Annotated in this window: 27 protein-coding genes; 5 read left to right on the top strand and 22 right to left on the bottom strand. The window is 63.1% G+C overall.

Annotated elements, in window-relative coordinates:
- Positions 1-19: 19 nt before the first annotated feature.
- The 4 genes from BH93_RS24620 to BH93_RS24605 form a co-directional block, all read right to left on the bottom strand.
- Positions 20-805 carry an SDR family NAD(P)-dependent oxidoreductase gene (locus BH93_RS24620; RefSeq protein WP_037173116.1) on the bottom strand — a complete coding sequence of 262 codons (786 nt, stop codon included), beginning with the start codon at positions 803-805 and terminating at the stop codon, positions 20-22.
- On the bottom strand, positions 802-1,782 hold the full coding sequence (locus tag BH93_RS24615) for an NmrA family NAD(P)-binding protein (RefSeq protein WP_037173114.1): 981 nt from the start codon (positions 1,780-1,782) through the stop codon (positions 802-804). The genes BH93_RS24620 and BH93_RS24615 overlap by 4 nt, the downstream gene beginning before the upstream one ends.
- 206 nt (positions 1,783-1,988) lie before the next feature.
- Positions 1,989-2,744: a bile acid:sodium symporter family protein gene (locus tag BH93_RS24610; protein WP_242459062.1), complete on the bottom strand. Its 756-nt coding sequence runs from the start codon at positions 2,742-2,744 to the stop codon at positions 1,989-1,991.
- Positions 2,745-2,889: 145 nt separating this feature from the next.
- Complete coding sequence (locus tag BH93_RS24605) at positions 2,890-3,942, bottom strand: YihY/virulence factor BrkB family protein (protein WP_037173112.1); 1,053 nt, start codon at positions 3,940-3,942, stop codon at positions 2,890-2,892.
- Between the two features lie 101 nt (positions 3,943-4,043).
- Here BH93_RS24605 and BH93_RS24600 point away from each other — a divergent pair, with 101 nt between their 5' ends.
- Entirely contained in the window at positions 4,044-4,424 is a 381-nt protein-coding gene (locus tag BH93_RS24600; protein WP_037173111.1) for a VOC family protein, read from the top strand.
- 7 nt (positions 4,425-4,431) lie between these two features.
- Here the strand turns inward: BH93_RS24600 and BH93_RS24595 are convergent, their stop codons facing one another.
- On the bottom strand, positions 4,432-4,917 hold the full coding sequence (locus BH93_RS24595; protein ID WP_037173109.1) for a hypothetical protein: 486 nt from the start codon (positions 4,915-4,917) through the stop codon (positions 4,432-4,434).
- A gap of 153 nt (positions 4,918-5,070) precedes the next feature.
- Here BH93_RS24595 and BH93_RS24590 point away from each other — a divergent pair, with 153 nt between their 5' ends.
- On the top strand, positions 5,071-6,354 hold the full coding sequence (locus BH93_RS24590) for an MFS transporter (protein ID WP_052065020.1): 1,284 nt from the start codon (positions 5,071-5,073) through the stop codon (positions 6,352-6,354).
- Here BH93_RS24590 and BH93_RS24585 read toward each other — a convergent pair.
- Together BH93_RS24585 and BH93_RS24580 are read right to left on the bottom strand one after the other, a co-directional pair.
- Positions 6,329-7,351 (bottom strand): ABC transporter substrate-binding protein, encoded by a 1,023-nt coding sequence (locus tag BH93_RS24585; protein ID WP_037173107.1) that lies wholly within the window; start codon positions 7,349-7,351, stop codon positions 6,329-6,331. The genes BH93_RS24590 and BH93_RS24585 overlap by 26 nt on opposite strands.
- Positions 7,352-7,432: 81 nt before the next feature.
- Positions 7,433-8,113 (bottom strand): FadR/GntR family transcriptional regulator, encoded by a 681-nt coding sequence (locus BH93_RS24580; protein WP_037173106.1) that lies wholly within the window; start codon positions 8,111-8,113, stop codon positions 7,433-7,435.
- Positions 8,114-8,290: 177 nt separating this feature from the next.
- On the opposite strand from BH93_RS24580, the gene BH93_RS24575 reads away from it, so the two are divergent.
- Positions 8,291-10,051: a 2-isopropylmalate synthase gene (locus tag BH93_RS24575; protein WP_052065019.1), complete on the top strand. Its 1,761-nt coding sequence runs from the start codon at positions 8,291-8,293 to the stop codon at positions 10,049-10,051.
- Here the strand turns inward: BH93_RS24575 and BH93_RS24570 are convergent.
- Entirely contained in the window at positions 10,048-10,491 is a 444-nt protein-coding gene (locus BH93_RS24570) for a VOC family protein (RefSeq protein WP_037173102.1), read from the bottom strand. The genes BH93_RS24575 and BH93_RS24570 overlap by 4 nt on opposite strands.
- Before the next feature lie 17 nt (positions 10,492-10,508).
- Here BH93_RS24570 and BH93_RS24565 point away from each other — a divergent pair, with 17 nt between their 5' ends.
- Positions 10,509-11,024, top strand: coding sequence for a hypothetical protein (locus tag BH93_RS24565; protein WP_242459061.1), 516 nt, complete (start codon positions 10,509-10,511; stop codon positions 11,022-11,024).
- A gap of 2 nt (positions 11,025-11,026) precedes the next feature.
- On the opposite strand, the gene BH93_RS24560 is transcribed toward BH93_RS24565, so the two are convergent.
- The 3 genes from BH93_RS24560 to BH93_RS24550 all read right to left on the bottom strand — a co-directional run bounded on the left by BH93_RS24560 (position 11,027) and on the right by BH93_RS24550 (position 12,749).
- Positions 11,027-11,824: a hypothetical protein gene (locus tag BH93_RS24560; RefSeq protein WP_165712860.1), complete on the bottom strand. Its 798-nt coding sequence runs from the start codon at positions 11,822-11,824 to the stop codon at positions 11,027-11,029.
- 149 nt (positions 11,825-11,973) lie between these two features.
- A complete protein-coding gene (locus tag BH93_RS24555; RefSeq protein ID WP_037173098.1) occupies positions 11,974-12,258 on the bottom strand; it encodes a hypothetical protein in 285 nt (94 codons plus the stop codon).
- Between the two features lie 74 nt (positions 12,259-12,332).
- Positions 12,333-12,749, bottom strand: coding sequence for a hypothetical protein (locus BH93_RS24550; RefSeq protein ID WP_197914487.1), 417 nt, complete (start codon positions 12,747-12,749; stop codon positions 12,333-12,335).
- A gap of 66 nt (positions 12,750-12,815) precedes the next feature.
- On the opposite strand from BH93_RS24550, the gene BH93_RS24545 reads away from it, so the two are divergent.
- Entirely contained in the window at positions 12,816-13,385 is a 570-nt protein-coding gene (locus BH93_RS24545; RefSeq protein ID WP_037173096.1) for a CGNR zinc finger domain-containing protein, read from the top strand.
- Here BH93_RS24545 and BH93_RS24540 read toward each other — a convergent pair whose 3' ends face one another.
- The 11 genes from BH93_RS24540 to BH93_RS24490 form a co-directional block, all read right to left on the bottom strand.
- Positions 13,386-14,519 (bottom strand): FAD-dependent oxidoreductase, encoded by a 1,134-nt coding sequence (locus BH93_RS24540; protein WP_037173094.1) that lies wholly within the window; start codon positions 14,517-14,519, stop codon positions 13,386-13,388.
- Between the two features lie 100 nt (positions 14,520-14,619).
- Positions 14,620-15,282, bottom strand: coding sequence for a TetR/AcrR family transcriptional regulator (locus BH93_RS24535; protein ID WP_037173093.1), 663 nt, complete (start codon positions 15,280-15,282; stop codon positions 14,620-14,622).
- Between the two features lie 265 nt (positions 15,283-15,547).
- On the bottom strand, positions 15,548-16,576 hold the full coding sequence (locus tag BH93_RS28170; protein WP_037173520.1) for a hypothetical protein: 1,029 nt from the start codon (positions 16,574-16,576) through the stop codon (positions 15,548-15,550).
- 5 nt (positions 16,577-16,581) lie between these two features.
- Positions 16,582-17,697 (bottom strand): glycosyltransferase, encoded by a 1,116-nt coding sequence (locus BH93_RS24525; protein ID WP_037173091.1) that lies wholly within the window; start codon positions 17,695-17,697, stop codon positions 16,582-16,584.
- Positions 17,694-18,848 (bottom strand): lipopolysaccharide biosynthesis protein, encoded by a 1,155-nt coding sequence (locus tag BH93_RS24520; protein ID WP_242459060.1) that lies wholly within the window; start codon positions 18,846-18,848, stop codon positions 17,694-17,696. Before BH93_RS24520 ends, BH93_RS24525 begins: the two co-directional genes overlap by 4 nt.
- A complete protein-coding gene (locus tag BH93_RS24515) occupies positions 18,836-19,903 on the bottom strand; it encodes a glycosyltransferase (protein ID WP_242459059.1) in 1,068 nt (355 codons plus the stop codon). The genes BH93_RS24520 and BH93_RS24515 overlap by 13 nt, the downstream gene beginning before the upstream one ends.
- A complete protein-coding gene (locus BH93_RS24510) occupies positions 19,903-20,520 on the bottom strand; it encodes an acyltransferase (RefSeq protein WP_037173088.1) in 618 nt (205 codons plus the stop codon). The genes BH93_RS24515 and BH93_RS24510 overlap by 1 nt, the downstream gene beginning before the upstream one ends.
- Positions 20,517-21,491, bottom strand: coding sequence for a GDP-mannose 4,6-dehydratase (locus BH93_RS24505; RefSeq protein ID WP_242459058.1), 975 nt, complete (start codon positions 21,489-21,491; stop codon positions 20,517-20,519). Before BH93_RS24505 ends, BH93_RS24510 begins: the two co-directional genes overlap by 4 nt.
- A complete protein-coding gene (locus BH93_RS24500) occupies positions 21,488-22,483 on the bottom strand; it encodes a GDP-mannose 4,6-dehydratase (protein ID WP_037173083.1) in 996 nt (331 codons plus the stop codon). The genes BH93_RS24505 and BH93_RS24500 overlap by 4 nt, the downstream gene beginning before the upstream one ends.
- On the bottom strand, positions 22,483-23,619 hold the full coding sequence (locus BH93_RS24495; RefSeq protein WP_037173081.1) for a glycosyltransferase: 1,137 nt from the start codon (positions 23,617-23,619) through the stop codon (positions 22,483-22,485). Before BH93_RS24495 ends, BH93_RS24500 begins: the two co-directional genes overlap by 1 nt.
- A gap of 427 nt (positions 23,620-24,046) precedes the next feature.
- On the bottom strand, positions 24,047-25,483 hold the full coding sequence (locus BH93_RS24490; protein ID WP_242459057.1) for a cellulase family glycosylhydrolase: 1,437 nt from the start codon (positions 25,481-25,483) through the stop codon (positions 24,047-24,049).
- Positions 25,484-25,615: the final 132 nt, after the last annotated feature.

Raw genomic sequence — 25,615 nt, 5'->3', positions numbered from 1 at the left:
TGTCGCGTTCGGAGTCAAACTAGCGAAGCATGCGATCGAGGGCGGGCAAGAGAATTCGCGCGGGGACGAGACCCGCCGCGATGGCTTGAACGGTGTTTCGTCGACCCGAGATCACCTGCGGTCGAGATCTTTTCGCATCGAGTGCGCGCATTGCAGTGGCCACGACTTCGATCGGTGTTTGGTAGGTACCGGTCGCTGCGGCGGATTCTCCGATGACATCGAAGAATTCGGTGCGGGTCGGGCCAGGGTTGAGTGCGAACACTCTGACTCCGTTCTGTGCCAATTCGTACCACAGGGACTGACTGAAGCTCAGGACGAAGGCTTTGGCGGCCGCGTACACAGCGAGCGACGGTACGGGCTGGAAAGCAGTCGTGCTGGCCACGTTGACGATGGTCCCGTCCCTGCGGTCGATCATGTCCGGGAGAAACGCCGAGCAGATGTCCACGACAGCGCGGATATCGACGGCGACAAGACGTTCGAAGTCATCGGCTTTGCCGTCTACGAAGGGTCCCTGTACGGCGAACCCCGCATTGTTGACGACGAGATCGATCTGCTCGGGCACCAATTCACGCAAGAGGCGGCCACTCGATTTCTCCGACAGGTCCCAGGCCACTGTGCGGCAACGGATTCCGTATGCCTGCTCGAGCTCCTTTGCCAGAGCGGTCAGTCGGTCTTCTCGCCGTGCGACGAGCACGAGATCGGACCCTCGTGCGGCCAGCGCCCGGGCGAACTCGGCACCGATTCCGGAACTCGCGCCGGTGACCAACGACCGGCCGGGACGGTAGTGAGGACCTCGGCGGATCATCGATCCGACCGCCCGAGCTCAGCGGCCGAGCGTCGTGCGAACTGTTCGTACGACGTGGGAGTGCGGCCCAATAGCGTCGGGAGAACGGCCAGGTCTCCTGCAGGCAAGCCGTGGCCGTCGTAGTGGGTCATCATCGTGCGGTATGCCATGCGTGCGTCGGCGGGCCAGTTCTTCATGTCACGCGGATTGGACGCAGCCTGGGCACCACGAACGAGGTGGCCGACAGATTTCAGTTTTGTCGAGAGCAACGCGTGTCCGACGACCGAGGCGAGCGCAGGCAGCACCGTCAGTGAGTTCGTCAGCGACGACGGCGGGATCCGAATGGCAGTCACCTTGTGGCCGAGCACATCGGACCAGATCTCTGCCATCTCGTGACGCGTGAGCTCGACGGTGGACAGGTCGTAGACGCGACCGGTGTGCGGCGATGGGTCGATCAAGATGTTCGCGGCCGCTTCGGCGACGTCGGCTACATCGACAACGCCCATGACGCTGTCCGGTGACACCGGGTACGGCATCACTCCGGCCTGTAGAAATTCCCACACTTCCAAGTAGTTCTGCATGTAGTGCGAAGGCCTGAGCACCGTAGTGGGAATTCCACTGTCTCTCAGCATCCCTTCGGCGATGTCCTTCTGGTGATGGTGCGTCAGTTGATGCAGGTTCGGGTGGATTACGGAATGGAAAACTATGTGCTTCAACCCGCTTGCCGGTCCCACTGCAATCAGGTGATCGAGGATCGGCTTTTCGTCGATGATCTGCGTCGGTGCAGCGTGGTAGAGGACGTCGGTCCCCGCCAGTGCGGTATGGAGCGTGTCCTGAGACCGGAGGTCACCGACGACGACCTCGGTCGCTCCGTCCTTGCGGGTGGTCTCCGCTTGCACTGTGTTCTTGACTACCGCCCGAACCGGCACTTTCTGCGTGGCGAGCTGTCGAACGAGCAAGCGGCCGACACCACCCGCGGCACTGGTCACTGTGATCATGGGGCCTCCTCGACGTTGAGCTCGGCGGACGCTGAGCGTTATGCAAAGATTGCATAGTGAGTGCACATAACGCAAGGGGCTCTACGTCGAGAGCACTGAATCTGCGTGGGGAATCCCGTGAAGCAGAACTGAAAAATCCGGTGCAGCTGACCGCGCTCAGCGCGGTCAGCTGCACCGGATTCTGTGTGTAATCCAGCGTGCAGGCCCTACTCGGTCGTTGTGTGTGTCGACTCCCGTGCGTGCTCGGCCGTCCGCGGTTCGATCGATCGCCGGGACCAATAGCTGGCGAGAAGTGATCCGGACACGTTGTGCCACACCGAGAAGATGGCTGCGGGCAGAGCTGCTGCGGGACTGAAATGCACCGATGCCAGTGCGGCGGCCAGTCCTGAATTCTGCATTCCCACTTCGATGCTGATGGCGCGTCGGCTGGCGACATCGAGTCCGCATGCCTTACCGATGCCGTAGCCCACGGCGAGTCCGAGCGAGTTGTGCAGCACGACGGCCACGACGATGAGAGCGCCGATGGACAGCAAGGTCGGGGCGCTGGCGGCCACCACGAGGACGACAACGGCGGTGATTCCGGCGACGGAAATGAGCGGCAGGGCGTCGAGCATGCGGTCGATGATCTTCGGAAACAGCAGGCGCAGAACAACTCCGAGTACGACGGGTATCAGCACTATCTGCAGGATCGAGACGAACAGTCCACCCGCGTCGACCGGCAGATACTCACCGGCGAGCCACAGCACCAGCAGCGGCGTGAGTATCGGTGCGAGCAAGGTCGACACCGACGTCATCGCCACCGACAGTGCGGTATCACCTTTGGCCAGATAGACCATCACGTTGGACGCGGTACCGCCCGGCGCAGATCCGACCAACACCATTCCGGCAGTGAGCGCAGCGGAGAGCCCGAGCACGTTGGCGATGCCCAGTCCGAGAAGAGGCATCGCGATGAGCTGGGGCATGTGGAGACTCCAAAGGTGGCACTGCTGCTCGGCGTTGCGGCGCAGTTCACGTTCAGTGGCGGCACAGCGGCCGTGCCTGAAGGCCGTCAGCGAATTCACCGGCAGGACTAGACTTCGCGACGCCGTGCCCAACCTTTCGCGGAGCTCACTGTCCCGGGTTGTGTTCCTCCCGCAGTTTGCGACCCTGCTCGACGGCCTGTGCATCCTTCTCGTCGTTCTTGTCCGAGACGCGGGTGTCGCGGGGCGGCAATTGCAGGCGCTTCTCGGCAACGATGCCCGCCTGGAGTTGACGGCCACGTTCGAGCTCGGAGTCCAGCTCGGCTCCGAACAGCAAGGCCAAGTTGGTGATCCAGAGCCACAGCAGGAACACGATGGCTCCAGCGAGGGATCCGTATGTCTTGTTGTAGCTGGAGAAGTTCGCGACGTAGAAACCGAACGCGACGGTGGCCAACATCCAGACGATGATGCCGACGGCGGCACCGGAACTGATCCATTTGAACTTGGGCTGCTGCACATTCGGAGTTGCGTAGTACAGAATCGCGACGGCAAGCACTACCACGATCAGCACCAGCGGCCAGCGCGCGATGTTCCAGATCGTCAAAGCGGTGTCACCGAGTCCGACGGCGTCGCCCACCGCTTTCGCTACGGGCCCGCTGATCGCCAGCATGACGGCGGCGAGTGCGATGAGTACGAGAGCGACGAGCGTGACCAGGAGCATCACCGGACGCAGCTTCCAGATGGGCCTGCCCTCGTCCACCTCGTACATGCGGTTCATCGCGCGGCCGAATGCGCCGACGTAGCCGGACGCAGACCACAGCGCACCGGCGATACCGATGATCAACGCGAAGCCCGCAGTAGGTGCCTGGACCAGCTGTTCGATCGGCTCGCGCAGGGTGTCGACCGCCGATTGGGGTCCGAGATCGCCGACGATCTGCAGTACTCCGTCTACCGTGGCCTGCCCTTGACCGAACACGCCCAGCAACGACACGATGGCCAGAATCGCGGGGAAGAGCGACAGTACGGCGTAGTAGGTGAGTGCGGCTGCGAGGTCGGTGCACTGATCCCGGGAGAACTCACGGACGGTCTTCTTCAGTACGTAGATCCACGACGGCTTGGTCAGATCCGCAGGTGAATCCGCCTTACGGGGGTCGTCGGGATCTGCCTCGGTGGGCGCGGGATCGGTAGCGTGTTCGGCCATCAAGGGCGCATACCCGGGCAATTCCGATGAAAACAAAGGTGTTTGGCGGAGGTCGGTCGTCAACGCACTTTTCGACCCCGTGCCAGGTGTAGATTCGCGTCATGGCATGTCGAATCAGTGAACTCGTGCTCGATTGTCGCGATCCCGAGGCCTTGGCCACGTTCTGGTGTGAGGTGTTGGACTTCGTCGTATTGGATAGGGAGGACGACGGTTCCGTGGAGATCGGTGCGCGCGACGGGTTCGGAGGGTCGCAGCCGACCATCATCCTCAGTCGCAACGAGAACCCCGAAAAGGCGAAACCTCGCTTGCACATCGACGTGAGCGCAACCGATCAGGATCAGGACGCCGAACTGGAACGACTTCTTACGCTCGGCGCACGACGAGTGGAGATCGGTCAGACCGGCCAGGAGTCGTGGCACGTGCTCGCAGACCCCGAAGGGAACGAATTCTGTTTGCTGCGAACACGACTCAGTCCTGTGTGAAACCTCTTCAGGGAGCGCAGAGGGATCCGATATCGGCCACCACGGTGTTGTCGTGCGGATCTATCCATCGCGCGCCGTTCGGGTGGATGCGCGGCTTCAGTAAGTGCTTGCCGCGGCTCGGCCATTGCACGAATTCGTAACCGGCCAGCTCCGTTTGTACTGTCTCGGCTACCCATACGGCGGCGTCGGGGTAGGTCGAATCCATCGACATACCCTCGCCTCGGCCGAAGCCTCCGATGCCTTTGGCTGCGGCCCACCCGATGATCACACAGTATTGGGAGGTGATCTCGAACTCCCATACGAGTGGGCGCAGGTTGACTTCACGCCCGAACCGAAGGCACTCCAGGTCCCGTGCCACGGCCTCGAGCGCGCGTGTCCACGCAAGGGGTGGCTCGAACGATGGATTGCCTTCAGGGGCAATTATCCCTGCGTACAGGGGTAGTCGCCACACCAAGCTGTCGCTCTGCATGTAGTCCCATCCGGGATACTCCATGTGCCTCCATTCACCGTATGTCCGGGCCGAGCGTCAACATGAGCCCAGCTCTCGAGTACGCCGCGGACCGCTTGAACTTATAGCAGTACATAATGGGGTCGCCCCGAGGCTGAGGGGACCATGTGGGCCGCCGCGCCAGTAGTGTCGACGCTCGTGACGATCAACCCTGGATTCGGTGCTGCGTCGGCGCGAGGTCGACTGCGAGACCTACCGTCGGTGGTCAAGCTCGTGTTGGTATCGATGGTGTTGTTCAATGTCGGCTTCTATCTGGTGGTTCCGTTTCTTGCGGTCCATCTGTCCGAGGAGCTCGGATTCGCGAGCTGGATCGTCGGCCTCGTGTTGGGGCTTCGCACATTCAGTCAGCAAGGCATGTTCTTCCTCGGCGGCAGCATTGCCGATCGATTCGGCAGACGCCCGGTCATTCTGTGGGGCATAGCAATACGCATCGTCGGCTTCGGTGTGCTGGCGCTCGCGAGCAGTCTGGTCGCGGTGATCGTCGGAATTCTGCTGATCGGTTTCGCCGCAGCATTGTTTGCCCCGGCAGTGGAGTCGGCCAACGCCGATATCGGCCGGCAGCTCGAAGACGCGGGCGTCATCAAACGCACCGAACTGTTCGGCTACGAACAGATGAGCAGTCGGCTCGGCACCGTCCTCGGTCCCGCATTGGGAGCGGTGCTGCTGGTGTTTCCGTTCTCGGCTTCCGCCGGCGTGGCCGCAATCCTGTTCGCGGGTATGTGGATCGGCTTCTACTTCCTGTTTCCTGCGGCTACCGCAGCCGGCAGCGTCGTCGGTACATCCATCACTCGAGTCTGGCGTGTGGTGCTGAGCAACCGACGCTACGTCGTTCTGGCCACTCTGTGCAGCGCGCAGTTCGTCGCACTCGCTCAGTTGTATCTGATGCTGCCCGAGCAACTCTCGCTACGCGTCGGTTCGCAGGATCTGCTCGGGTGGTTCTACGTGGGGGCGGCGGTACTGGTGATAGTTGGCCAGCGACCGATGGTGGCGGTTGCGGCATGGATGGGATCGCGGGCGGCAACGACCGTCGGATTGGCTGTGATGGCAGCCTCTTTCGTGATTCCCGCCCTCGGTCCAGCGAACGTAGCCACATCGGTGTGGCCGTATCTGCAGATCGCAGGATGGATTGCCCTCCTGCATCTGGGTCAGATGTTGATGGTGCCCTCGATGCGAGACACATTGGCCCGAATCGCCGGGGAGCAATACCTGGGTGCACATTTCGGACTTCTCAACACCATCGGTGGATGTCTGTCACTGATCGGCACTATCGGCGTCGGGTATCTCTACGATCGCCTCGACGACGGCAGCGTTGCAGCGGCCACCCCATGGTTGGTGGTCGCCGGCTGCATCGCCGCGCCTGCGCTCGTGCTCGGTGTGTGGTCGTCGATGTCGGACGCTATCTGGCCGCGTCGACTGCCTTGATGTCGTCGATGAACGCCGACAACACGAAGGGGATGGTCAACGGATTGGGCATCGAAACTGCATCGGAGACAATCGGATCCAGCGCGATCAAACCACCACTGCGCACGACGCCGAGATTGGTGAACGTCTCCTGCGACTGCATCGATTCGCGAGCCAGTTCGTAATTGTCGAAGAACAGGTAGTCGCATTCGAGAAGGCTGTAGCTTTCTGCCGACAGTTCGGTGTTCAGCTTGCCTTCGAATCGGGACGCCAAGGCGGCGGGAGGCTCGAAACCGAGTGCGGTCAACAGCTGGGCCCGCGCCGAGTTCGGACTGAATGCGCGCAGTTTGCCGTCGCTCCACCTGATCACCAAGGCCGCCGTCTTGCCGACGTACTGTGGATTGTCGGTTCGTGCTTGCGCCACAAGGGTTTCGACGCGATCCACCTCGGCCTGAGCGGCGTTCGGCAAGCCCACCGCGCGTCCGATTCTGGTGGTGACCTCCTGCCAGGGAAGCACCCAGTCGGTCTGGTCGGCAGCGTGCAGCACCGTCGGCGCGATTGCACTGAGCTGCGCGTAGACGTCCTCGTCGATGGCGTTGTTGACGGCAATGATCAGATCGGGGGCAGCAGCGGCGATCGTCTCCACATCGAACTCGGTCGTCGCATTCGCCAGTGCTACCGGTTCATCGCCCTTCACAGTGGGTTCGGCCCAGATACCGATGCCGTCGTCGGTCGAGCCCTTCCATACCGGCACCAGCACGGGCGTCAGACCCAACGACAGCAGGACGTCGGAGTCGCCGATGCCCACCGCGGCGATACGAGTTGGGGCAGCCTCGATGGTTGTCGATCCGAGCTTGTGCTCGATCGTCACGGGGAACGCGCCGTTCTCGGCATGCGACCCGGAATCCGAAGTATCCGCAGGTGCCGTCGAGTCGTTGGCGCACCCGGCGACGACGAGACCGGCGACCGAGACGAACGTCATCGACAACGCAGTCCGCCGATTCACCACTGGATTCATCGAGTCTCCTTCGAGCGTAGTTTGGATGCCCTAATCTAAACCACCCTCGCTGGTTTGTGCTGCGCTACGTTCCGCGGCCCGTTACGCCGACGGGTTCATCGACTCCGACAACTCCAGCAGGTGGGCGCGTGTGAGGGCGTGAGCTCGTTGTGAATCGCGGGCCGCGATTGCCTCGACGACGTCGGAGTGTGTGTCGTGGTCTGCCTTGTCGCCGAAGGATCCGGCGATTCGCAACATGTCGATCATGGCGTCGCGGAGACGTGGTGCCATGGAGTCGAAGAGTCCGAGCAGAATGTCGTTGTGTGACGCGACCACGATGGAGCGGTGAAAAGCCATGTCCGCGTTCACCAAATCGGCTGCGTCGCTGCGAGCGGTGTTGCGCGTTTCGAGTGAGCTGCGAATGGTGTCGAGATCGGTGGGGGTGCGTCTGGTTGCGGCGAGGGCGGCGGCCTCACCTTCGATCGCGAGGCGAGCTTCGAGGACTGCGGTGATGTGAACCCGCTGCAGAACTCGGTCCCATTCCGTCCGTGCCTCGTCGAGTGATTCGACGAAGACTCCGGAGCCCTGCCGGGTGACGAGAATTCCGCGCCCCGCCAGCTGCCTGATGGCCTCGCGCATCGTCGATCGACCGACGTCGAACATCGGGGCGAGGGTGGTTTCACCTGGCAGTTTGGTGCCGATCGGCCACTCGCCGGACTGGATTCGGGCAAGCAGAAGTTCGGCGGCCTGATCGGCCAAGGATGTTCGGCGTATCGCGGTCACACCAGAACCCTACTCCTCAGCTTGTCTGAGGAGTGGTGCTACATTGCTCGCATGCGCACATTCACGGGCCTTCTCCTTATCGGCCACGACGGGGCATAGCCAGGACCGGCAACCCCGTCGTGGAGCCCGATGCTTGCCGGTTCGCCTCACCGTCCGATCAGAACAGGTACCTCCACCATGTCTGCATTTCCCACCCTGTCCACTCCCGCTGGTCCCGTCCCCTCCGATGCGCCCACCTGGAATCGGCAGCGGCACTCCCAGATGCCGTCACATCGTTACCGTGACGTCTACTCGAAGGTCGACATTCCACTGACGGAACGTCGCTGGCCGGACCGACGGCTGGCCGAGGCACCGCTGTGGGTACCTGTCGATCTCCGCGACGGCAACCAAGCCCTTCCCGAGCCGATGGATCCTGCCCGCAAGAAGCAGTTCTTCGAGTTGATGGTTGCCATGGGCTACAAGGAAATCGAAGTGGGCTATCCGTCGGCATCGCAGACCGATTTCGATTTCGTGCGTCTGCTTGCCCACACCGATCTCGCACCCGACGACGTCACCGTGGTGGTCTTCACCCCGGCTCGACGTGACCTGATCGAGCGAACAGTGGAATCGATTCGCGGCATCACCAACGACGTCGTGATCCACATGTACACCGCGACCGCTCCGACGTGGCGTGAGGTGGTACTCGGCCGCGAGGCCAACGAGCTTCGCTCACTGATACTTTCGGGTGCGGCCGACGTTCTCGAACTTGCCGGCGACCTGCCCAACGTGCGGTTCGAATTCTCACCCGAGGTCTTCAATCTCACCGAACCCGACTATGTACTCGACGTCTGCGATGCCGTCACGACTGCGTGGGACGCGACGCAGCAGCGGCCGGTCATCCTGAATTTGCCTGCCACCGTGGAAGTGGCGACACCGAATGTCTATGCAGATCAGATCGAGTACATGAACGACAACCTTGCGCGGCGAGACAGCGTGATCCTCTCGGTGCATCCGCACAACGACCGCGGCACGGGAATTGCCTGTGCGGAGCTGGCAGTCCTGGCCGGTGCGCAACGGGTGGAGGGTTGTGTGTTCGGCAACGGTGAACGCACCGGAAACGTCGATATCGCCACTCTCGCACTCAATTTGCATGCACAGGGTACCGATCCCATGATCGACTTCTCCGACATCGACCAGATTCGCCGCACCGTCGAATACTGCAACCAGCTCGAGATCCATCCTCGGCATCCGTATGTGGGCGATCTGGTGCACACCGCCTTCAGTGGTACGCACCAGGACGCCATCAAGAAGGGTTTCTCCGAGCATCGCACGCGGGCGCTGAGCGAAGGTCGCTCCGAGGGCGAGATCGAATGGCGGGTACCGTATCTGCCGATCGACCCCAACGACATCGGTCGCTCGTACGACGCTGTCATTCGAGTGAACTCGCAATCGGGAAAGGGAGGAATCGCCTACCTTCTGGAAACCGGCTACGGCATCGAACTCCCGCGTCGCCTTCAGATCGACCTCGCCCGGCACGTGCAGGCCCGTACCGATTCGATCGGTACCGAACTGTCGGCCGAGCAGCTCTGGGACATCTTCAGGGCGGAGTACATCGATGTCGACGACGCCGATGTGACGCTGATCGGCTTCGACTCTCACGATGACAACGGTTCCGCCGACACCTGCGTCACACTGAAGATCGACGGCACGTCCTTCAGCACGTCACACGGGGGAGTCGGCCCGGTCGAGGCACTCGTCGACGCGCTGGCCGCCCACGGCCGTCACGTGGAGATTCTCGGCTTGACGCAGACCAGTGTGCGAGCCGGCAACGACAGTGATGCCGTCACGATGCTCGAATATCGCACTGCCGCAGGCTCTGGATGGGCGGCCGGGATCGATCGCTCCGTCCTGTCTGCCACCCTCGACGCGGTTGTTCGAGCCGCCAATGCGGTGACCTAGCTTTCGGGTGCGGCAACCGATTGGGCGAACATCAGAAGAATGTCGCTCGGCCCGCGGAGGTAGGTGAGCTTGTAGACGCCCTCGTAGTTGGCCACGCCTCGCAGGGGAAAGTAACCGTGGCGGGCTGCAATCGCCAGAGCGGCGTCGATGTCGTCGACCGAGAAGGCGATGCGGTGCATGCCGATCTCGTTGGGCAGCGTCGGCGTCGTCTCGATGGCGTCGGGATGGATGTACTCGAACAGCTCGATACGGCCGAGGCCGTCCGGGGTTTGCAGCACTGCGATCTTGGCGTGGTTGCCGTCGAGATCGACGGCGGTGTCGGCCCACTCACCTTTGACCGTGTCGCGGCCGAGGACCGTGAGGCCGAGCTCGGTGAAGAAGTCGATCGTGGCTTCGATGTCGCGGACGGCGATGCCGACGTTTTCGAGCTTGATGCTCATACGCTCAGTGTCGCATAGTGCGTTCTCGGATAGAACAAGACCGGGCGGCCTCGTTCTGGCAGGATCAACAGCTACGCCGGGGTGCGGCGGCCACGACCGAAGGACGACCAACACATGACGTCACCGTGAACAAGCTCTCGACGGTGGCACTGCTGATCCTGTTGGGTGCAGCCGGAACGTTCAACGGAGTGTCGTTGACCTCGGATCCCACCGGGCGGTCGTTGGGCTTGAACGTCGGGATGCTCCCGTCGTGGCATACCTGGGATTACCGCATATCCGGGTTGTTCGTGTTGTTCTTTCTCGGACTCGGACCGTTGATCTGCGTGGCGGCCGTACTCGTCGATGCCTCCGAAGCTGCGGTGTATGTCGCGTGCGAAGGGCTGGTGACCATCGGGTGGGTGGTGTGGCAGATCGTCGTACTCGACATCGATGCTCCCCGAGCTCAAGTTCCCCTCACCCTGTTGGGAGTCGCGTTGATCGTCCTCGCGCTCGGCCAATTCCGTGCGCGTGCCCGCGAACGCAGCCGGCAATAGAGTCAGAGACCGACAGCGCCGAGCAGGGCTGCTCCAGGATCGACAACCGCAACGACGGCCGCGACGAACAGCAGCGCCATCGCTATCGTCATCACTGCACCCAGTGATCCGAGGATGACGAACATCCGACGGTGAGCACCGTCCGCCGATCTGTAGCGTCGGAAGGCGATCACGGCTCCGGTAGCGACTACAGCGATCACCACGGCGGTAGCGATAATCACCGCCCAGTTGTAGTGCTTCACCTGTGTGAGCAACTCGAGCAGGGGCGGCCTGGTGTCTCCGCTCTGCACACCGTTCTCGATCAGAGACTGTGCCGTCTGCCCGTCCGCATTGTCGGCGGAGAGCATAGGAAGCAGCGCGACTACGGGTGCGACCGTCGACTGGATGTTGAGCACAGCCACGAACACCGAAAACAACGACAGCACAGTCGTAGTGGCCGCAGCGACCACGTAACCTACGCCGGCTGTCAGAGATCGCCGCCACAGAGTCGCCGCGAGCAGACCCAGAACCACGGTCAGCAGCACCGAGATGACGATCTTGATCGCATGCCACTCGAACCAGTAGTCCACCATCTCCGCCAAGCCGCGAGGATAGGTGCGGACGCCGCTGCCCCAGTATTCGACCAGGCCGCGGCCGAGCAGCTCACTCATGACGGATTGATCCTGGAACTGCGGATAGCGTCCGCGCAGCAACGCGGCTGGGCCGAGCACGAACGCGGCCACCAATGCCGCTCCTGCGCATGTCAATACAACGATCGACCAGTGGCTTCGGGTGACGGACACACTCATCGGACGACTCACGGGAGAGAGTCAATCACCGGGTACTCGAGAGCGCATCCATCTGAAGTACTACATCGTGGACGAGCCGCATCGGTTGCACGGGACGCTCCACTCGCGGCCCCGACGGGAGGGAATCCCCCGATGTCGTCGAGGAGTGGAGCACCAGTTGCTCAGGAGTCGACGTCCGGTCGCTGGTTGCGTCGGACTCTGGCGATAGTCACCCCAGCCAGGATCACCCCAGCAACCGTGAGGAAGTCGGATTCGGTCAACCCTCTGTCTGCGTCGACCACGTACAACACAGCACCTTCGATCGGGGCGTTGAAGAACAACCACAGAATGGAGGTAACACCCAGCGATATCGCCGCGGGCCACGAAGGCTTGGCGAGACACCATGCGGCCGAAGCGAACACTGCGTTCATCAGAACGAGGGCGTGGAAGGGATCGGTAGTCGGCACCGGTACATCATGACCGAAGGCAGACGGTCAGGTCTCAGCCCGGGAACGATGGTCGCCCTTGCCGTCAGGGGTTTTCAGCGGCCTCTACCCCCACGATGTCGAGGAATTGAACCGAGGTCGGTGACGGCAATTTGCGCATCGGTGACCGCAGCTGTCACCGGCTGGCAGCCGGCCGACGCGGTGGCGAGAGCGAGGACCGCGGAGACCAGTGCAGTATCGCGTGCCGTCGTGATCGGACTGGATTCCTCCGCAGCGGAACCACCGGACAGCTGCTCGGCAGCGTCGATGCCGATCTTCTCGATGACGTCGTTGGCGGCTGACGTGCATTGGCCGAGTACTCCGAGAGCCCAGTACAGGTCGGCACCCACCAGAGGTGTTCGGGACGCGACCGTCGTAGCTCGGCGAAGGTGATCGCGTGCGTCGGCGAGTGCGTCGGTGAGGGGATGCCCATAGCCGTCGGCGGTGGAGCTGCAGTGCTGTCGCGTCGTCATACCGAGACCCGTCCGTAAGGGAGTAAAGTGAGCTTATTCGGTTACGGTAGCGACAGGAGGTAAGGGGTGCAACCCCTTTTGGACGATTACACCCAAGGTGCCGCGTTCGCGACCGAGTTGGTGAACACGTCACCGACGGTGTGGGTGGTCGCCGGCGACCAGTTGAGCGATCCTGATGCCCTGCGCTCGTTCCTGGTCGAGAACGGCATCGACACGGCAGTGCTCGACGAAGGCGATCTGCAGAAGGTCAGGGCTCTCCGCGAGCGCCTTCGAGCGATCCTCGACGCCTCCTCGCCGGGCGACATAGTCGACCTCACGCATGAGCTGCTGTCGACGGTTCCGCATCACGTCGAACTCGTCGAAGTGGACGGCAACGGATGGCGCTGGCAGGCAACAACCGATGGCGTCGGGACGGCGGCGCAGGAGCTGACGGTGTTCACGGGATACGCCCTGCTGAGTGCGCTGCGGATGCTCGGGTTCGAGCGATTCCGTGCGTGCGCGTCACCGACGTGCAACGGCGTGTTCGTCGACGTCAGCCGCGGGGGTCGACGGCGCTATTGCATGCCGGGTCTGTGCGGCAACCGCATCAACGTCGCCAACCACAGGCAGCGTAGAAACATGCTCGGCGACAAGTGATTACACCCCGTTGGTAACACCAGTGACCAGGTCGATCAGCCCGAACGGGGATCGTTCCCCGAGACACAGATCGAGCGTTTCATGTGCCTGCACGGCCACCGCTTCACTTCGTGTGAACATGGCCTTCTCGAACGCCGACAAGGCTGCGTCGATGTCGCCGCGGTGATCGGAGATCGCGCGAGCGAGTTCGGCACCGTCGAACATCGCCAGATTCGCACCGTCTCCCGACGGCGGCATCAGGTGTGCGGCGTCGCCCAAGAGTGTCACTCCCGATGTGTGGTCCCAGTGGTGGTCGTTGGGCAGCGTGAAGATCCTGCGGGGAACCAGCGCGGTTTCCCCGCCGGTGATCAATTCCGTCAATTCCGGTGCCCACCCGTCGAACTCGGCTGCGACCGTTGCTTTGGCGGAGGCCGCGTCGGAGAAATCGATCGAGTCGATCCAGTCGGCGCTGCGGTTGAGTTGAACGTAGGTGTGCAGGATGTTGCCCGCCTCGCGATGCACGGTGATTCCCTTACCCGGCGTGAGAGCGAACATCGCACCACCGCCGACTGCGCGGGCCGTGGCGGGGTGGCGTACGTCGACGTCGTGGAGGTAGGTCTCGATGAAGACCGTGCCCACATACTCGGGCACGGCGGCGGAGAGCAGGGATCGGACTCGTGACCACGCGCCGTCGGCGCCGACGAGCAGATCACTGACTGTGGTGGTTCCGTTCTCGAACTCGATTTCGTGTTGCCCATTGCCCAGCGGGCGGACGGAGGTGAGCTTGTGGCCCCACTGAACGGTGTCGGCCGGCAGTGAGTCGAGCAGGATGCGTCGCAGATCGCCGCGCAGCACCTCCGGTCGGCCTCCGGTGCCGTCGTCGGGTTCGTCGAGCAGAGCCTCGCCGTTCGGGCGTAGGACGCGAGTCGCTTCGCCACCCTCGTGAATAATGGCGCGGAACTGCTCTGTCAGCCCGGCTTCGGCGAGGGCGACTTGCCCGTCGTTCTCGTGGATGTCGAGCTGTCCGCCTTGTGTGCGAGCTTCGGCCGCGGAGTCGGCCTCGTACACCGTGGCGGCGATTCCATGCACGTGCAGAACCCGTGCCAGCACCAAGCCGCCGAGCCCTGCACCGATGATCGAGATGGATGTATTCATGGCTGTCTCCGCCCGTTGTTGGAACGCTGTTCCAATCAAGGATGGAACAGTGTTCCAATGCTGTCAAGTGCGGGAGCGGGCGTAGGGAGTTTCGTTCGGTTCAACCTCGGTCGATGCCGGCCAGGATGATGTCGACTCCGGCCTGGAACTGCTTTCGGTCGTCGTGGCCTGCGAACTGCGACGCGATGCGGGTCAGGAACGGATAGTCGCCGGAGTCCGTCACCGCTGTGCGCGTGGAGTCGAGAAATGCTGCGCGGTCCGTCACCGTCGCGGGCAGTTGCATCCCGGCATCGCGTTGACTCGCAACCCCGAGAACGTGGTACAGAAGGACGGATGCGGCGTCGAATTGCGCACGTTCGGGAACTCCCTGTGTGTCTAGTTCGGTTCCGATGCGGTCGAAGAGATGCATGACGGCCGGCTGCCACGGCGCGGCGGCGAGTTGTGTTGCCACCCATGGCCTCGTGGTGATCACGTCGAACATTCTCATTGTCAGGCCGCGAACACCCGGTTCTGCCGCCTCGTTCTCGGGGATTGGCTCGAACGCCGATGCCATGACTGCTGTTGCCGTTGCCGCGAGCAGATCGTCCCTGTTGCCGACATGGTGATAGAGCGCTCCGGGGCCCGTGGACAGGCGTGCGGCAAGGGTCCGAAACGTCAGAGCGTCGGTGCCACCCTCATCGAGCATCTCGATCGCTGCCTGCACGATGCGCTCTTTCGACAGAGCATCGGAACGTCGAGCTGATGCCGGCTTCGTGTTCGTCATGGGCAGATCCTGCCACAACTGGAACGGCGTTCCATGCCTGGACGTGGGCGACAGCCGACATTTGGTGTCGGTTCAGTTCCCGGCCCCCGCTACCGGACCTGAGTGTTCAGTACCGACTCGAGTGCGCGGGATGTCGCGTGCACAGTGCGATCGTGAACCGTGAGGTGCGCCGGCGTCACATCCTGCCCACCCCTCGAACCACTCGACGCCACGAACCCGAGATTCCCACCGTCGAGTCCCGCGAGTGGAGCAAAAATTGCAGAGCTTACGACCCGGCCACCACATCGAATGCCGGCTTGTGGCTGAAGTCCGAGCGCAGCAGTCCGTAGTTCTGTTCCGAATCGGCGGGGTCGGTTCCCGAGTCACGCAGCGAGTGCACGAACACCGGGCCCACGTACGGCAGTGACGACGCCTTGGCCAGGCTCGAGCCGATGATCGCGGCCTGTGCATCCTCGGTGACGGCCATCGGGCCGTTGCCGGTGGGTGCGCCCAGTTCGGTGATCCAGATCTTCTTGCCGCCGTCGCCGTTCGCCGCCATGGTGCCGTAGGCCTGATCCACCTGTGCCCATTGGCCGTTGGGATCGTTCTCGACGGTGAAGGGGAACGTATACGGGTGCAGCGCAACGGCATCCATGAATCCGCCTGCTCCTGCTGCGTACATCTGCTGCAGGAAGGTCACCGGCGCAACGGTCCAGGCACCGAAGTTCACGGTGGTGGCCAACCCGGCGCTGAGCACGGTGGATCCGACGTCGGCGTTGTGGATCGCGGGGTAGGCGGCGCGCAACAGGCCGGTGTAGCGGGCGGCGTCGACGGGCGCGAAGAAGGTGGGGATGTTGGGCTCGTTCCACACCTCGTAGCTGTCGACGCGATCTCCGAGGTGCGCGGCTGCCGCACCGGCGAATGCGCCGAAGGTGTTGGGATCCAACGGAACTGCGCCCGGCAACGGGGAGGCGACGCCACCCTGCGCCCATCCGGGGGTTCCGCCGAGTACGGCCAGTACCGAGTAGCCCTGTGCCGTCGCGGCATTGATCACGCGATCGGTGTTGCCCCAGTCGAACACTCCGGGTGCTGTCTCGATGGCCGCCCAGTTCACTACCACCCGCACCCACGAGGCACCGATCTCGCGTCCGGCCCCGAGCTCGTTGTTCAGCGTGGCGTCGTCGAGCGTCAGGAACGGCGCTCCGCCGGTGAATCCGAGCCCCGCAGCCGGTGCTGCATGCGCCACGGGTGACGAGAGACCGACGGCGATCGCGGCGGCTGCCGCAACGGTGAGCAGACGTGAGCGGAGGGTCATGGCGATCATCCTAGGGTGCGTGTCAGCGGAGCACCGATCAGTGACTCCACGGTGGAGTGGGGGATGCGGTCGTGCCACCGTGCGGTGTTCAGTTCGTAGATGCGCTCGCCTGCCTTGACGGCTGCGGTGCGATCGAGCAGGTAGCGGCGGCATTCGGCGACGAACTGCTCTTTGTCGTCGAAGGTGGGCAGCTCGAAGATCGAGTCGAGGGATCCGACGGCCGCGGAGGTTCCGACGACGGGTAGGCCTTTGCTCGCGGCGTCGAGGATCTTGACGCGTACGCCGCCGCCGGTGGCGACGGGTGCGATCAGAGCGCGGCAGGTGCCGAGGAATTCCTGCAGGTCGTCGACGAAACCGAGGTCGCGAACTCCGGCCGGATAGACGGGATCCTTGGCACCCGGGGCCTTAGCGCCGATGATGCACAGCTCGGCACCGTCGATGCCCGCAGAGATGGCCGGCCAGTACTCCAGAGCGATCTTGAAGGCCTCCTGGTTCGGCGGCCAGTCGCGAGTGCCCATGAACACCAGACGTTGTGCGGTCTCGGCCAGATTCAGCTGCGGCGCGGGTTCGAGGGTGAGGTCGATCCAGCGAGCGTCACGCACACCTTTGTCTCGGTACATCTGCGCCTCGTCGGCGTCGTACGTCCCGACGGCATCCGCTGCGCGTGCGACGCGAATCTCGTCGCGCAGGATGCGCGGTGCCTCGATGCGGCCGATCAATCCGCGCGTCACCTTCCATACCTGCGATTCGGTGTTGACGGTGTTGATCGCGAACGGTGACCCCAGTTTGGCCGAGCGCAGAAACGACTCGGCCATGTAACTGTGTTCGGCCACATACACATCCGAGGTCGATGCGTCGATCGCATCACGGAAGGCGTCGACGTCGTAGCGCCCGTGTACCACCGAGCGGGTCGGCCTCAGCGACTTCGCCAGCAAACCGACATCGACCTTCGGTTTGGGAACGCGGACGACGTCGGGGGCTACATCGGTCTCCTTGGACAGGCAGATCGAGCGCACCTCGAAGGCCTCGCGGGCCAGCTGCATCATCAAGCGAGACAATGCGATGTCGCCACCGTGTTCGGTGACGGGGTCCTTGGACAGCAGGAAGGTTGCGCGTCTCATTGCGTCACTTCTTCTTTCACCGGATCTCGGTACAGGGCGCGCATGAACCAGACGAGGAGCACGGCATCGGTGATCACCGACGCCACGGCTGCGCCGACGGCACCGAAGGGGAACAGGCACAACACGAGCACCATCTTCAGCGGCGCGAGTGTTGCGGCAGCCAGCACCCGCGTGCGGTCGCGATGCTGGAGGTACAGCACGGTGGTGAACACGTGGTTCATCACCCGCATCACCACGAACAGGGACATCACCACCAGAGCGCCGGCAATTTGCGGGGATGCCGGAGTGAAGAACAGTACGATTCCGGCCGCCAACAGCAGAGATCCAGCGGCAGCGCCGAGAATCGCCGTGTGCTTCAACGCCGGACCGGCACTGACCAATCCGTCTGCTGCGCGCAGCTTCTCGTGGAAGGTGCTGCCGAAGGCCTGCCCGATGAAGGCCACGGCCCAGGCCGTCACCGCAGCGACGGAGTAGTACCCGGCGATCGTCGAGTCGGTGAGGAAGCCGAGCAGCAGCACGTCGCCCTGGATGTAGACCGCGTTGGCGAGGTTCTCCGAGAACAGCATCGACATCTCGCGCCACGATCCGGGGATGCGCGGTGCCGCGACTCGGGTCTGCAGCGCGGCCAGCAGCGCGATGACGAAGTACGGCGCAGCGTAGAGCAGGCTGGCCTCCGTCAGCGACGGGTCCGGAACGGCGAACAGGTACGCCGTTGCGAGCGCGATGGAGGTCGCTTGGCGAGTGGTGTCCAGGCGCTGTGTCAGATCAGGACGGCCGTCGCGTAATGCCCTGCTCTTGTAGGCATTGAAGACCAACTCGCCGCCGCCGATGACGAGAGCGAACCAGGCGATGTAGCTCACCTGCACCAGGCACAGTCCGCCGACGATCAGTACGGCGCCGGCCAGCACACGAGTGGTGCGCTCGCCCAGGAACTCTCGTTCGCTCACGCGGATGGAGCGCACGGTGAACGGGTGATCCAGGGGTGCGGCGAGGATCGCGGCCAGTGCGAACGCCATGGCGTATTGGCCGTAGTCGCTGATCCCCAGCTTGGCGATCAGCGCGACTGTCCACAGCAGGCCGATTCCGCGCCCGCCGTAGGTCCACAGGGCGGCGACCCCGGCCTTGATCAGATTGCCGTTCACTTCGACCACACAGACACGAAGTTCTCGGCCACCAGGTGGGGAGCGTTGGCGCTGCGCAGTGTCTCCACTTCGTGGCGGAGTCGGGTCAGCGCTTCTCGATCGGTGACGAGGCGAGCGGTGGCGTCGGCGATCTCGACGGTTCCGCCGGCGACAACCAGTGCACCGCCGTCGGTTTCGGAGAGAGCGCCTTCCTCGAGGCAGACGACCGGGGTTTGGTAGGCGATGGCACGGCTCACCGAACCGGAAGCGGGGAACGCGTCGCCGTAGATGGATCGTTTGCCGTAGGGCACCACGAGTGCACGGATGGATTCGAAGAAGGCGTCCTCGTCGGGTCCGTTCACCTCTCCGAGAATTTCGACTCCGTCCACGGGGTCGAGCAGTTCGGTTCCGCGTCCGGCGATGCGAATGGCAATCTCGCTCGGCAGACGATATCGCAGCTGCTGGAGCTGATCGAATCCTTTACCGCGGTAGACGAATCCGAACAGGCCGACGGCAAGGGGGCGATCTTCGGCCGGGGTGATGTCGGGCCGTTCGGGGACGAAGTGCATGACAGCTTCCGCCGTCACGGCGGGGTAGCTGCGTTCCAGGGAGTCGGCACCGGAGCGGGTGAGTGCGAACAGCGTTCGACGTCCGACGACGGCGCGTTCCAGCCTGCGCCACGCTGCCCGCAGTGGGTAGTGCAGGCCGTGGTTGAGCACCTTCTTGCCGGCCAGGAATTTGGTGCGGGCAGGCCACCAGACGATGCCGGGTGGGTCGTGCACGGTCGCGGTCACCAGCGGGTTGCCGGTGAGACGAGCGGTAGCCCAGAACGGCATCACCGAGCCGCCGCTGAGTTCGCAGTGCACGATGACGCGCTCCGGATCGGCGTCGACGAGCTCCTGAATTGCCTTGCGGTGCCGCAGAATGTCTCGTACCGAGTGCGACCCGGGCCCGTCGTGGCGATACTCGATCACTTCGCCGAAGTGGTGACGCACGGCGTCGGCGAAATCGTCGGCATAGTCGCCTACCCCGCCCACTCCGGATCGAGGGGCGAGGTAGACGAGTCGGCAGTCGCGCAGAATCATCAGTAGAACAGCGGCCGATACTTCGGGCGGTAGGCGAGAGCCTTGGGATCGCGCATCGCGCGCACCTTGGCAGGCACTCCGGCGACCACTTCGAGTTCGCCTACGTCTCCACGAACCATGGAGCAACCGCCGACGACCGCTCCGCGGCCCAGGGTCACACCGCTGAGAAGCGTGCTGCGACTGGCAATCCACACGTAATCGTTGATTACGCAGGGCTCGAGGATCGGGGTGAACTCCGGCGAGTTGTGGTCGTGGTAGCCGGCGATGATGTGGGTGTCACTGGCGATGACGACGTTGCTGCCGATCGTGATGCCGCCGCGGGCGTCGAGCATGCAGCGGAATCCGATGGAGCATGCGTCGCCGATGGTGAGGCCCTCGGGATCGAGGATGGTGGTGCCGCGGAAGATCGAGACGTCCTTGCCGATCGTCGCTCCGAACGCGCGCAGGAAATTCTGCCGAATCCAGTGTGACGGAATGAAGGTCACGAACATGTTGAAGCCGAGCGTGCCGACGCGATTGCGCAGCTTCCGTTTGAACGTGATGTCCTGCATCTTGTAGTTCGACACGTCGTAGATCTCGGGTTCCGCGTCGCCCACAGGCCGTTCCACCGCTGTCATGCTGCCATCTCCTCGGTCATGTCGAACTCGACCATCGCCTTGACGATCTGATCGAAGTCCTTGGTCGGTGCCCAGCCCAACAGGTCCCGGGCTTTGGTGGCGTCGCCCACCATTCTTGCCGAGTCGACGGGTCTGAGCATCTCGGAGTCGCTTTGCACGTGGTCACGCCAGTTGTCGATCCCCACGGCCTCGAACGCGGTGGCGACGAAGTCCGCCACGCTGTGCGCCTCACCGGTGGCGATGACAAAGTCGTCACCCTTGCCGTAGTCGGCCATCGCAGCCATCGCGTCGACGTAGTCGGGTGCCCAGCCCCAATCTCGCTCCGAGGTGAGGTTGCCGAGCTCGAGCGTGTCACGAGTGCCGCGGGAGATGGCGGCCGCCGCCTTGGTGATCTTGCGGGTCACGAAGGTCTCCGGGCGTCGCGGCGATTCGTGGTTGAACAGGATGGCATTGGTTGCCTCGAGACCGCGGGAACGATAGACCTCGACCATGTTGTGGCTCAGAGCTTTCGACACACCGTACGGAGAAGTCGGCGCAACTCGGGTCCCCTCGTTCTGCAGTGGTACTCCGGATCCGGCGAAGATCTCGGCACTGGATGCATTCACCACCATGATGCGCCTGCCCGACGCCTCCTGCTGGGTGAAGCAGGCATCGAGCAGCGCAGCTGCAGAGAGTCCGTTGACCTGAGTGGTGAGAACCGGGTCGTTCCACGATCGCCACACCGACGAGATGCCGGCGAGATGGAACACGTAGTCGGGCTCGATGTCGCGAATCAGAACCTGGGCAACCCCGGGCTTGCTGATATCGACGTGGTGCTGCTCGACGAGCGGGTTCACCGAGCTGTGCAGCGCACCGGGTTTGGCAACGCCGTGGAGGGCCCAACCGCGTTCGAGCAGCAGTTCAGCGAGGTAGCTACCGTCCTGGCCTGCCACTCCGGTGATCAGCGCGGTCGGGCGGTGCCCGGTGTTCACGCGATTGCGGCCGTGTCGGGCGATTGCTCGGCGAGGTCGTTCTGCACCATCATCGCAACCAGTTCGGGGAAGGCGACCTTCGGCTTCCAGCCCAGCGCTGCATGGGCTTTGGCGGAGTCACCGACGAGTAGATCGACCTCAGCGGGACGGAGGAACTGTGGGTCGATCTTGACGTAACGCTCCCAGTCCGTGATGTCCACTGCGGCGAACGCATGGTCCAGAAGTTCTCGGATGGAATGCGTTTCGCCGGTGGAGATCACGTAGTCGTCGGCCTCGTCCTGCTGCAGCATCAGATACATGGCCTCGACGTAGTCACCGGCAAATCCCCAGTCGCGCTTGGCGTCGAGGTTGCCCAGCGAGATCTCGGTCTGCAATCCGAGGGCGATGCGGGCGACGGCCTGGGAGACCTTGCGAGTGACGAATTCCGGCCCGCGACGGGGTGATTCGTGGTTGAACAGAATGCCGGAGCTGGCGTGCATGCCGTAGGACTCGCGGTAGTTGATGGTCATGTAGTGCCCGTAGACCTTGGCCACGCCGTACGGGGACCGGGGCCACAGCAGCGTTTCCTCGCGCTGCGGTACCTGCTGGACCTTGCCGAACATCTCCGAACTGGACGCCTGGTAGAAGCGAACCTGCTTGCCCGATACCTGCTCGTAGAGCCGAGTGGACTCGAGCATGTTCAGCACACCACCGCCGGTGACGTCGGTGGTGAGGCGCGCGTTCTCCCACGAGTACGCCACGAACGAGACAGCTCCGAGGTTGTACACCTCGTCGGGGTCGGCGACGGCAAATGCGCGCATCAAGGCCGAGAGATCCAGAAGATCGCCGTGCAGGATCTGGACCTGAGGTAGCTCCCGTTCGACCATGGCGGCCTTCGGGTTGTTCTGTCCGCGAATCAAACCGAAGACTTTGTATCCCTTGCTCAACAGCAGTTCGGCGAGGTAGAGGCCGTCCTGGCCGGTGATGCCGGTGATCAGTGCGCGCTTGGTCATCACGATGCCGCCCTCTCCATGTTTTCTGTGTACATCTCGGACACTGCCGCGTGCAGTTCGGCGGCAAAGCGTTCTTCGTTGAATTGCTCGACGTGCGCTTTGATCTTCAAGGGTTCCCACGTGGTTTGCTCGAGCGCTGTTACCGCGTCACGGATCGAATCCGGTTGGGGCTGACCGAAGTACACACCGGATACGCCTTCCTCGACGGTGTCGAGGAACCCGCCCCAGTGCAGCACTGCGCTGGGCTTGCCGTGGAAGCCCGCTTCGATGGGGGTCAATCCGTAATCTTCATAGCTCGCGGCGATCAAACCGTTACAACCTTGGTAGAGCCAGGTCATCTGTCCCGAGGTCAGATCGCTGAGCATCAGTACGTTGTCGGACTTGAGCTTTCGCAGCCGGTCTGCTTCGGGGCCGCGGCCGACGACGATCAGCTTGCGGTCGGTGCCGGCGAACGCGGCCATGACCTTGTCGACGTTCTTGTACGGCAGCAGTCGTGAGATGCACAGGTAGTAGCCCGAGCCGCTCAGAAACGCGTCCGCCTCGGGGATCGACTCCGGCGTCGCTGTCTCGACGGTGAAGGGCGCGGGTAGCACCGTCGACTCGATGCCGTATGCGTCGGTGATGCGTTGCTTCACCACGGTGGAGATGGCGAGATATCGGTCGGCCGAGAGGGCCGCTCGTTGGTCCCAGGTGCGCAGCGGCGCTGAAAGTGTCTTTAGCGCAGCACGTTTGAGCGGACTCCGCGCCTCACCCAGGTACATCTGTGATTCGTACAGCCAGCGTGCCGGGGAGTAGCAGTAGACGAGCTTGCGACCGGAGGTGTGGAAGCCGTGGGCCCAACCGCTGGTGCTGGTGAGCACCACGTCGGCGTCGATCTCGATCGACGAGGACGCGAACGGGAGCAGTGGCAGGGCGGCGCGGTGGTTCTTGCGAAGGAACCCGATTCGGTTCAACCTGGAAGGCCGCACGTCGAGGTCGGAGAACTCGGGGAACGTCGTCGACGGCTCGAAGAGTGTGGTGTAGATGGGCGCGTCCGGGAACGCGCGAGCCATCGCCAGCACAACCTTCTCGGCACCGCCGCGTTGGGTCAGGTAGTCATGGGCAATCGCAACGCGGAGCCCGGTGCCGTCGGTCATGGTTCCACCTGGCAGTGCTTACGCGAACTAACATGCGACACAACAATATTCGTATCCATCAGTTACCCATCGTGTCGAACCGTACTCGAATGGAGCGAGAGCATCTCGAGCACCGACCCGGGTTCGAGCGTGCGGCACTGCACGACGGAACCGTGGACAAATCGGCGTCCCCCGACGAGACATACGAACAATGGACGTAATCCTGCCACGAAGAGTCATTCGTTCGCTGTATATGAATATCCGTTTCCACGACAAATAGATAGCTCTGAGTGAGGTTCTTCACAACGCAAATTAATCCAGCGAGCCGCCGAAACCCTGCCTTCGCCCAGAGTTAACTTGACCGCAATGAAGACGCCGAGAAAGTCCACTGAGAATGCGAATAAAAAGGCCTACCGGTATGTGAATACCCGATCAGATAGTGCCGAATTCAACGGGTGACGGTCGTCCCCACGAAGGGAGCCCACGTGATGGCGCCGTACTGGAACGTCACGCGCACGCCGCCGCCGTACTGAGGGATCTCGTCGCTCGTGGCCGGGCCCAGGGTTGGATCCCAGGCGCTGAAGATGCCACCACCGATGTTGTGGGTACCGCCGACGGCGGTGGAGAACACACGAAGGCCGTAGGGGCTGTCGAAGTCCTGGTAGGTGCCGTTGAACGGGGTGGTGGGTAGAAATCCGGTGTACCGGATGGCCTCGGCTACAACGCGAGGTACGCCGACGAATCCGTTGGGCATCTCGTACACCACGGCGTCCTGTCGATACTGGGCCCACGTGTCGCGAACGGGGAACACCGGGCCGAGGACGGCTCCGAAGTTGTTGGGAGCGGCCGCGAAGCGGTTGTACTCCGGGGTCCGCGGAATGTTGTTCTGCAGCAGGCTCATCAGCGCCCACAGTGCGGGTTTGGCCGACCAATCGGTGTGCAACAGCCCGAACGTCATCTCCGGATCGTTGCTGCCGGTCTGCTGGTCACGCAGCTGATACAGGAAGATCGGGCCGGTGTACGGCAGCTCACGCCACTTGGTGACGAAGTCGGTGATCATCGCGCTCTGCTGATCTTCCGAGGCCACCGAGGTCGGCACGCCGTACTCGGTTCCCCAGATCTTCTTGGCGCTGTCGCCGTTCGCCACCATCGTCGCGCGCATGTCCATGACCTGCCGGGCCGGGGAGTGGTCGACGTACGGGCCCTCGGAGAACTTCAGCGAGTACTGATACGGGTGGTAGGAGAGCGCGTCGAAGTAGTTCTTCGCGCCTGCCGTGTACATCTGATTGGTGAAGTCGACGGGGTTGACCACTCCGTATGCCTGCTCGGCTGCACCCAGCACGCCGCCGACGACTGTCGCGGCCGAATCGGCTGCTTTGATCTTGGGATATGCGGCCTTGAGCAGGGCGGTGTACCCCGACGCGTCGGGTTGCGGTGCGTAGAACATCGCCCCGTTGGGTTCGTTCCAGATCTCGTAGTCGGCCACTTTGCCCTTGTACCTGGCGGCGACTTTGCCGGCGAAATCACCGAATGCGGCCGGCGAGGCAGGACGGGTGTTGATGGGTTGGTTCACCGGCGAGGTGGCCCACGATGGGGTGTAGGCGATGATGCCCAGCATCGAGATATTGGCTGCTCGCAGCTTGTTCACAATGCGGTCGACGGGTGCCCAGTTGAGCTGGCCCTGGACGGGTTCGACGGTCGACCACGGGATGGCGATGCGCATCGACTTCACACCCATGGCGGTGACGAATTGGACGGTGGTGTCCAATTCGGCGTCCGTGGACCAGAGCAGGCCGCCGCCGTCCGAGATGCCGACACCGGGAGGTGTCGGGGCTGCTTGGGCAGGCGCTTGCGCTCCGAATGCAAGACCGGCAGCGACGATCATTGCTGTTGTCGCTGAAATCAATGTGCGAAAGCCACCGCGAAAGTGAACCATCTTCAATTCTCTCCACCAGGGGGCCTGTGCCAACGTTCGACGGGCCGGTGCGGAGAATCATTGCACTACAAACTGGGTTTT

The organism is Rhodococcoides fascians A25f (assembly GCF_000760935.2).
In the GTDB taxonomy this organism is placed as follows: domain Bacteria; phylum Actinomycetota; class Actinomycetes; order Mycobacteriales; family Mycobacteriaceae; genus Rhodococcoides.
This window is presented reverse-complemented; position numbering and strand designations above follow the sequence as displayed.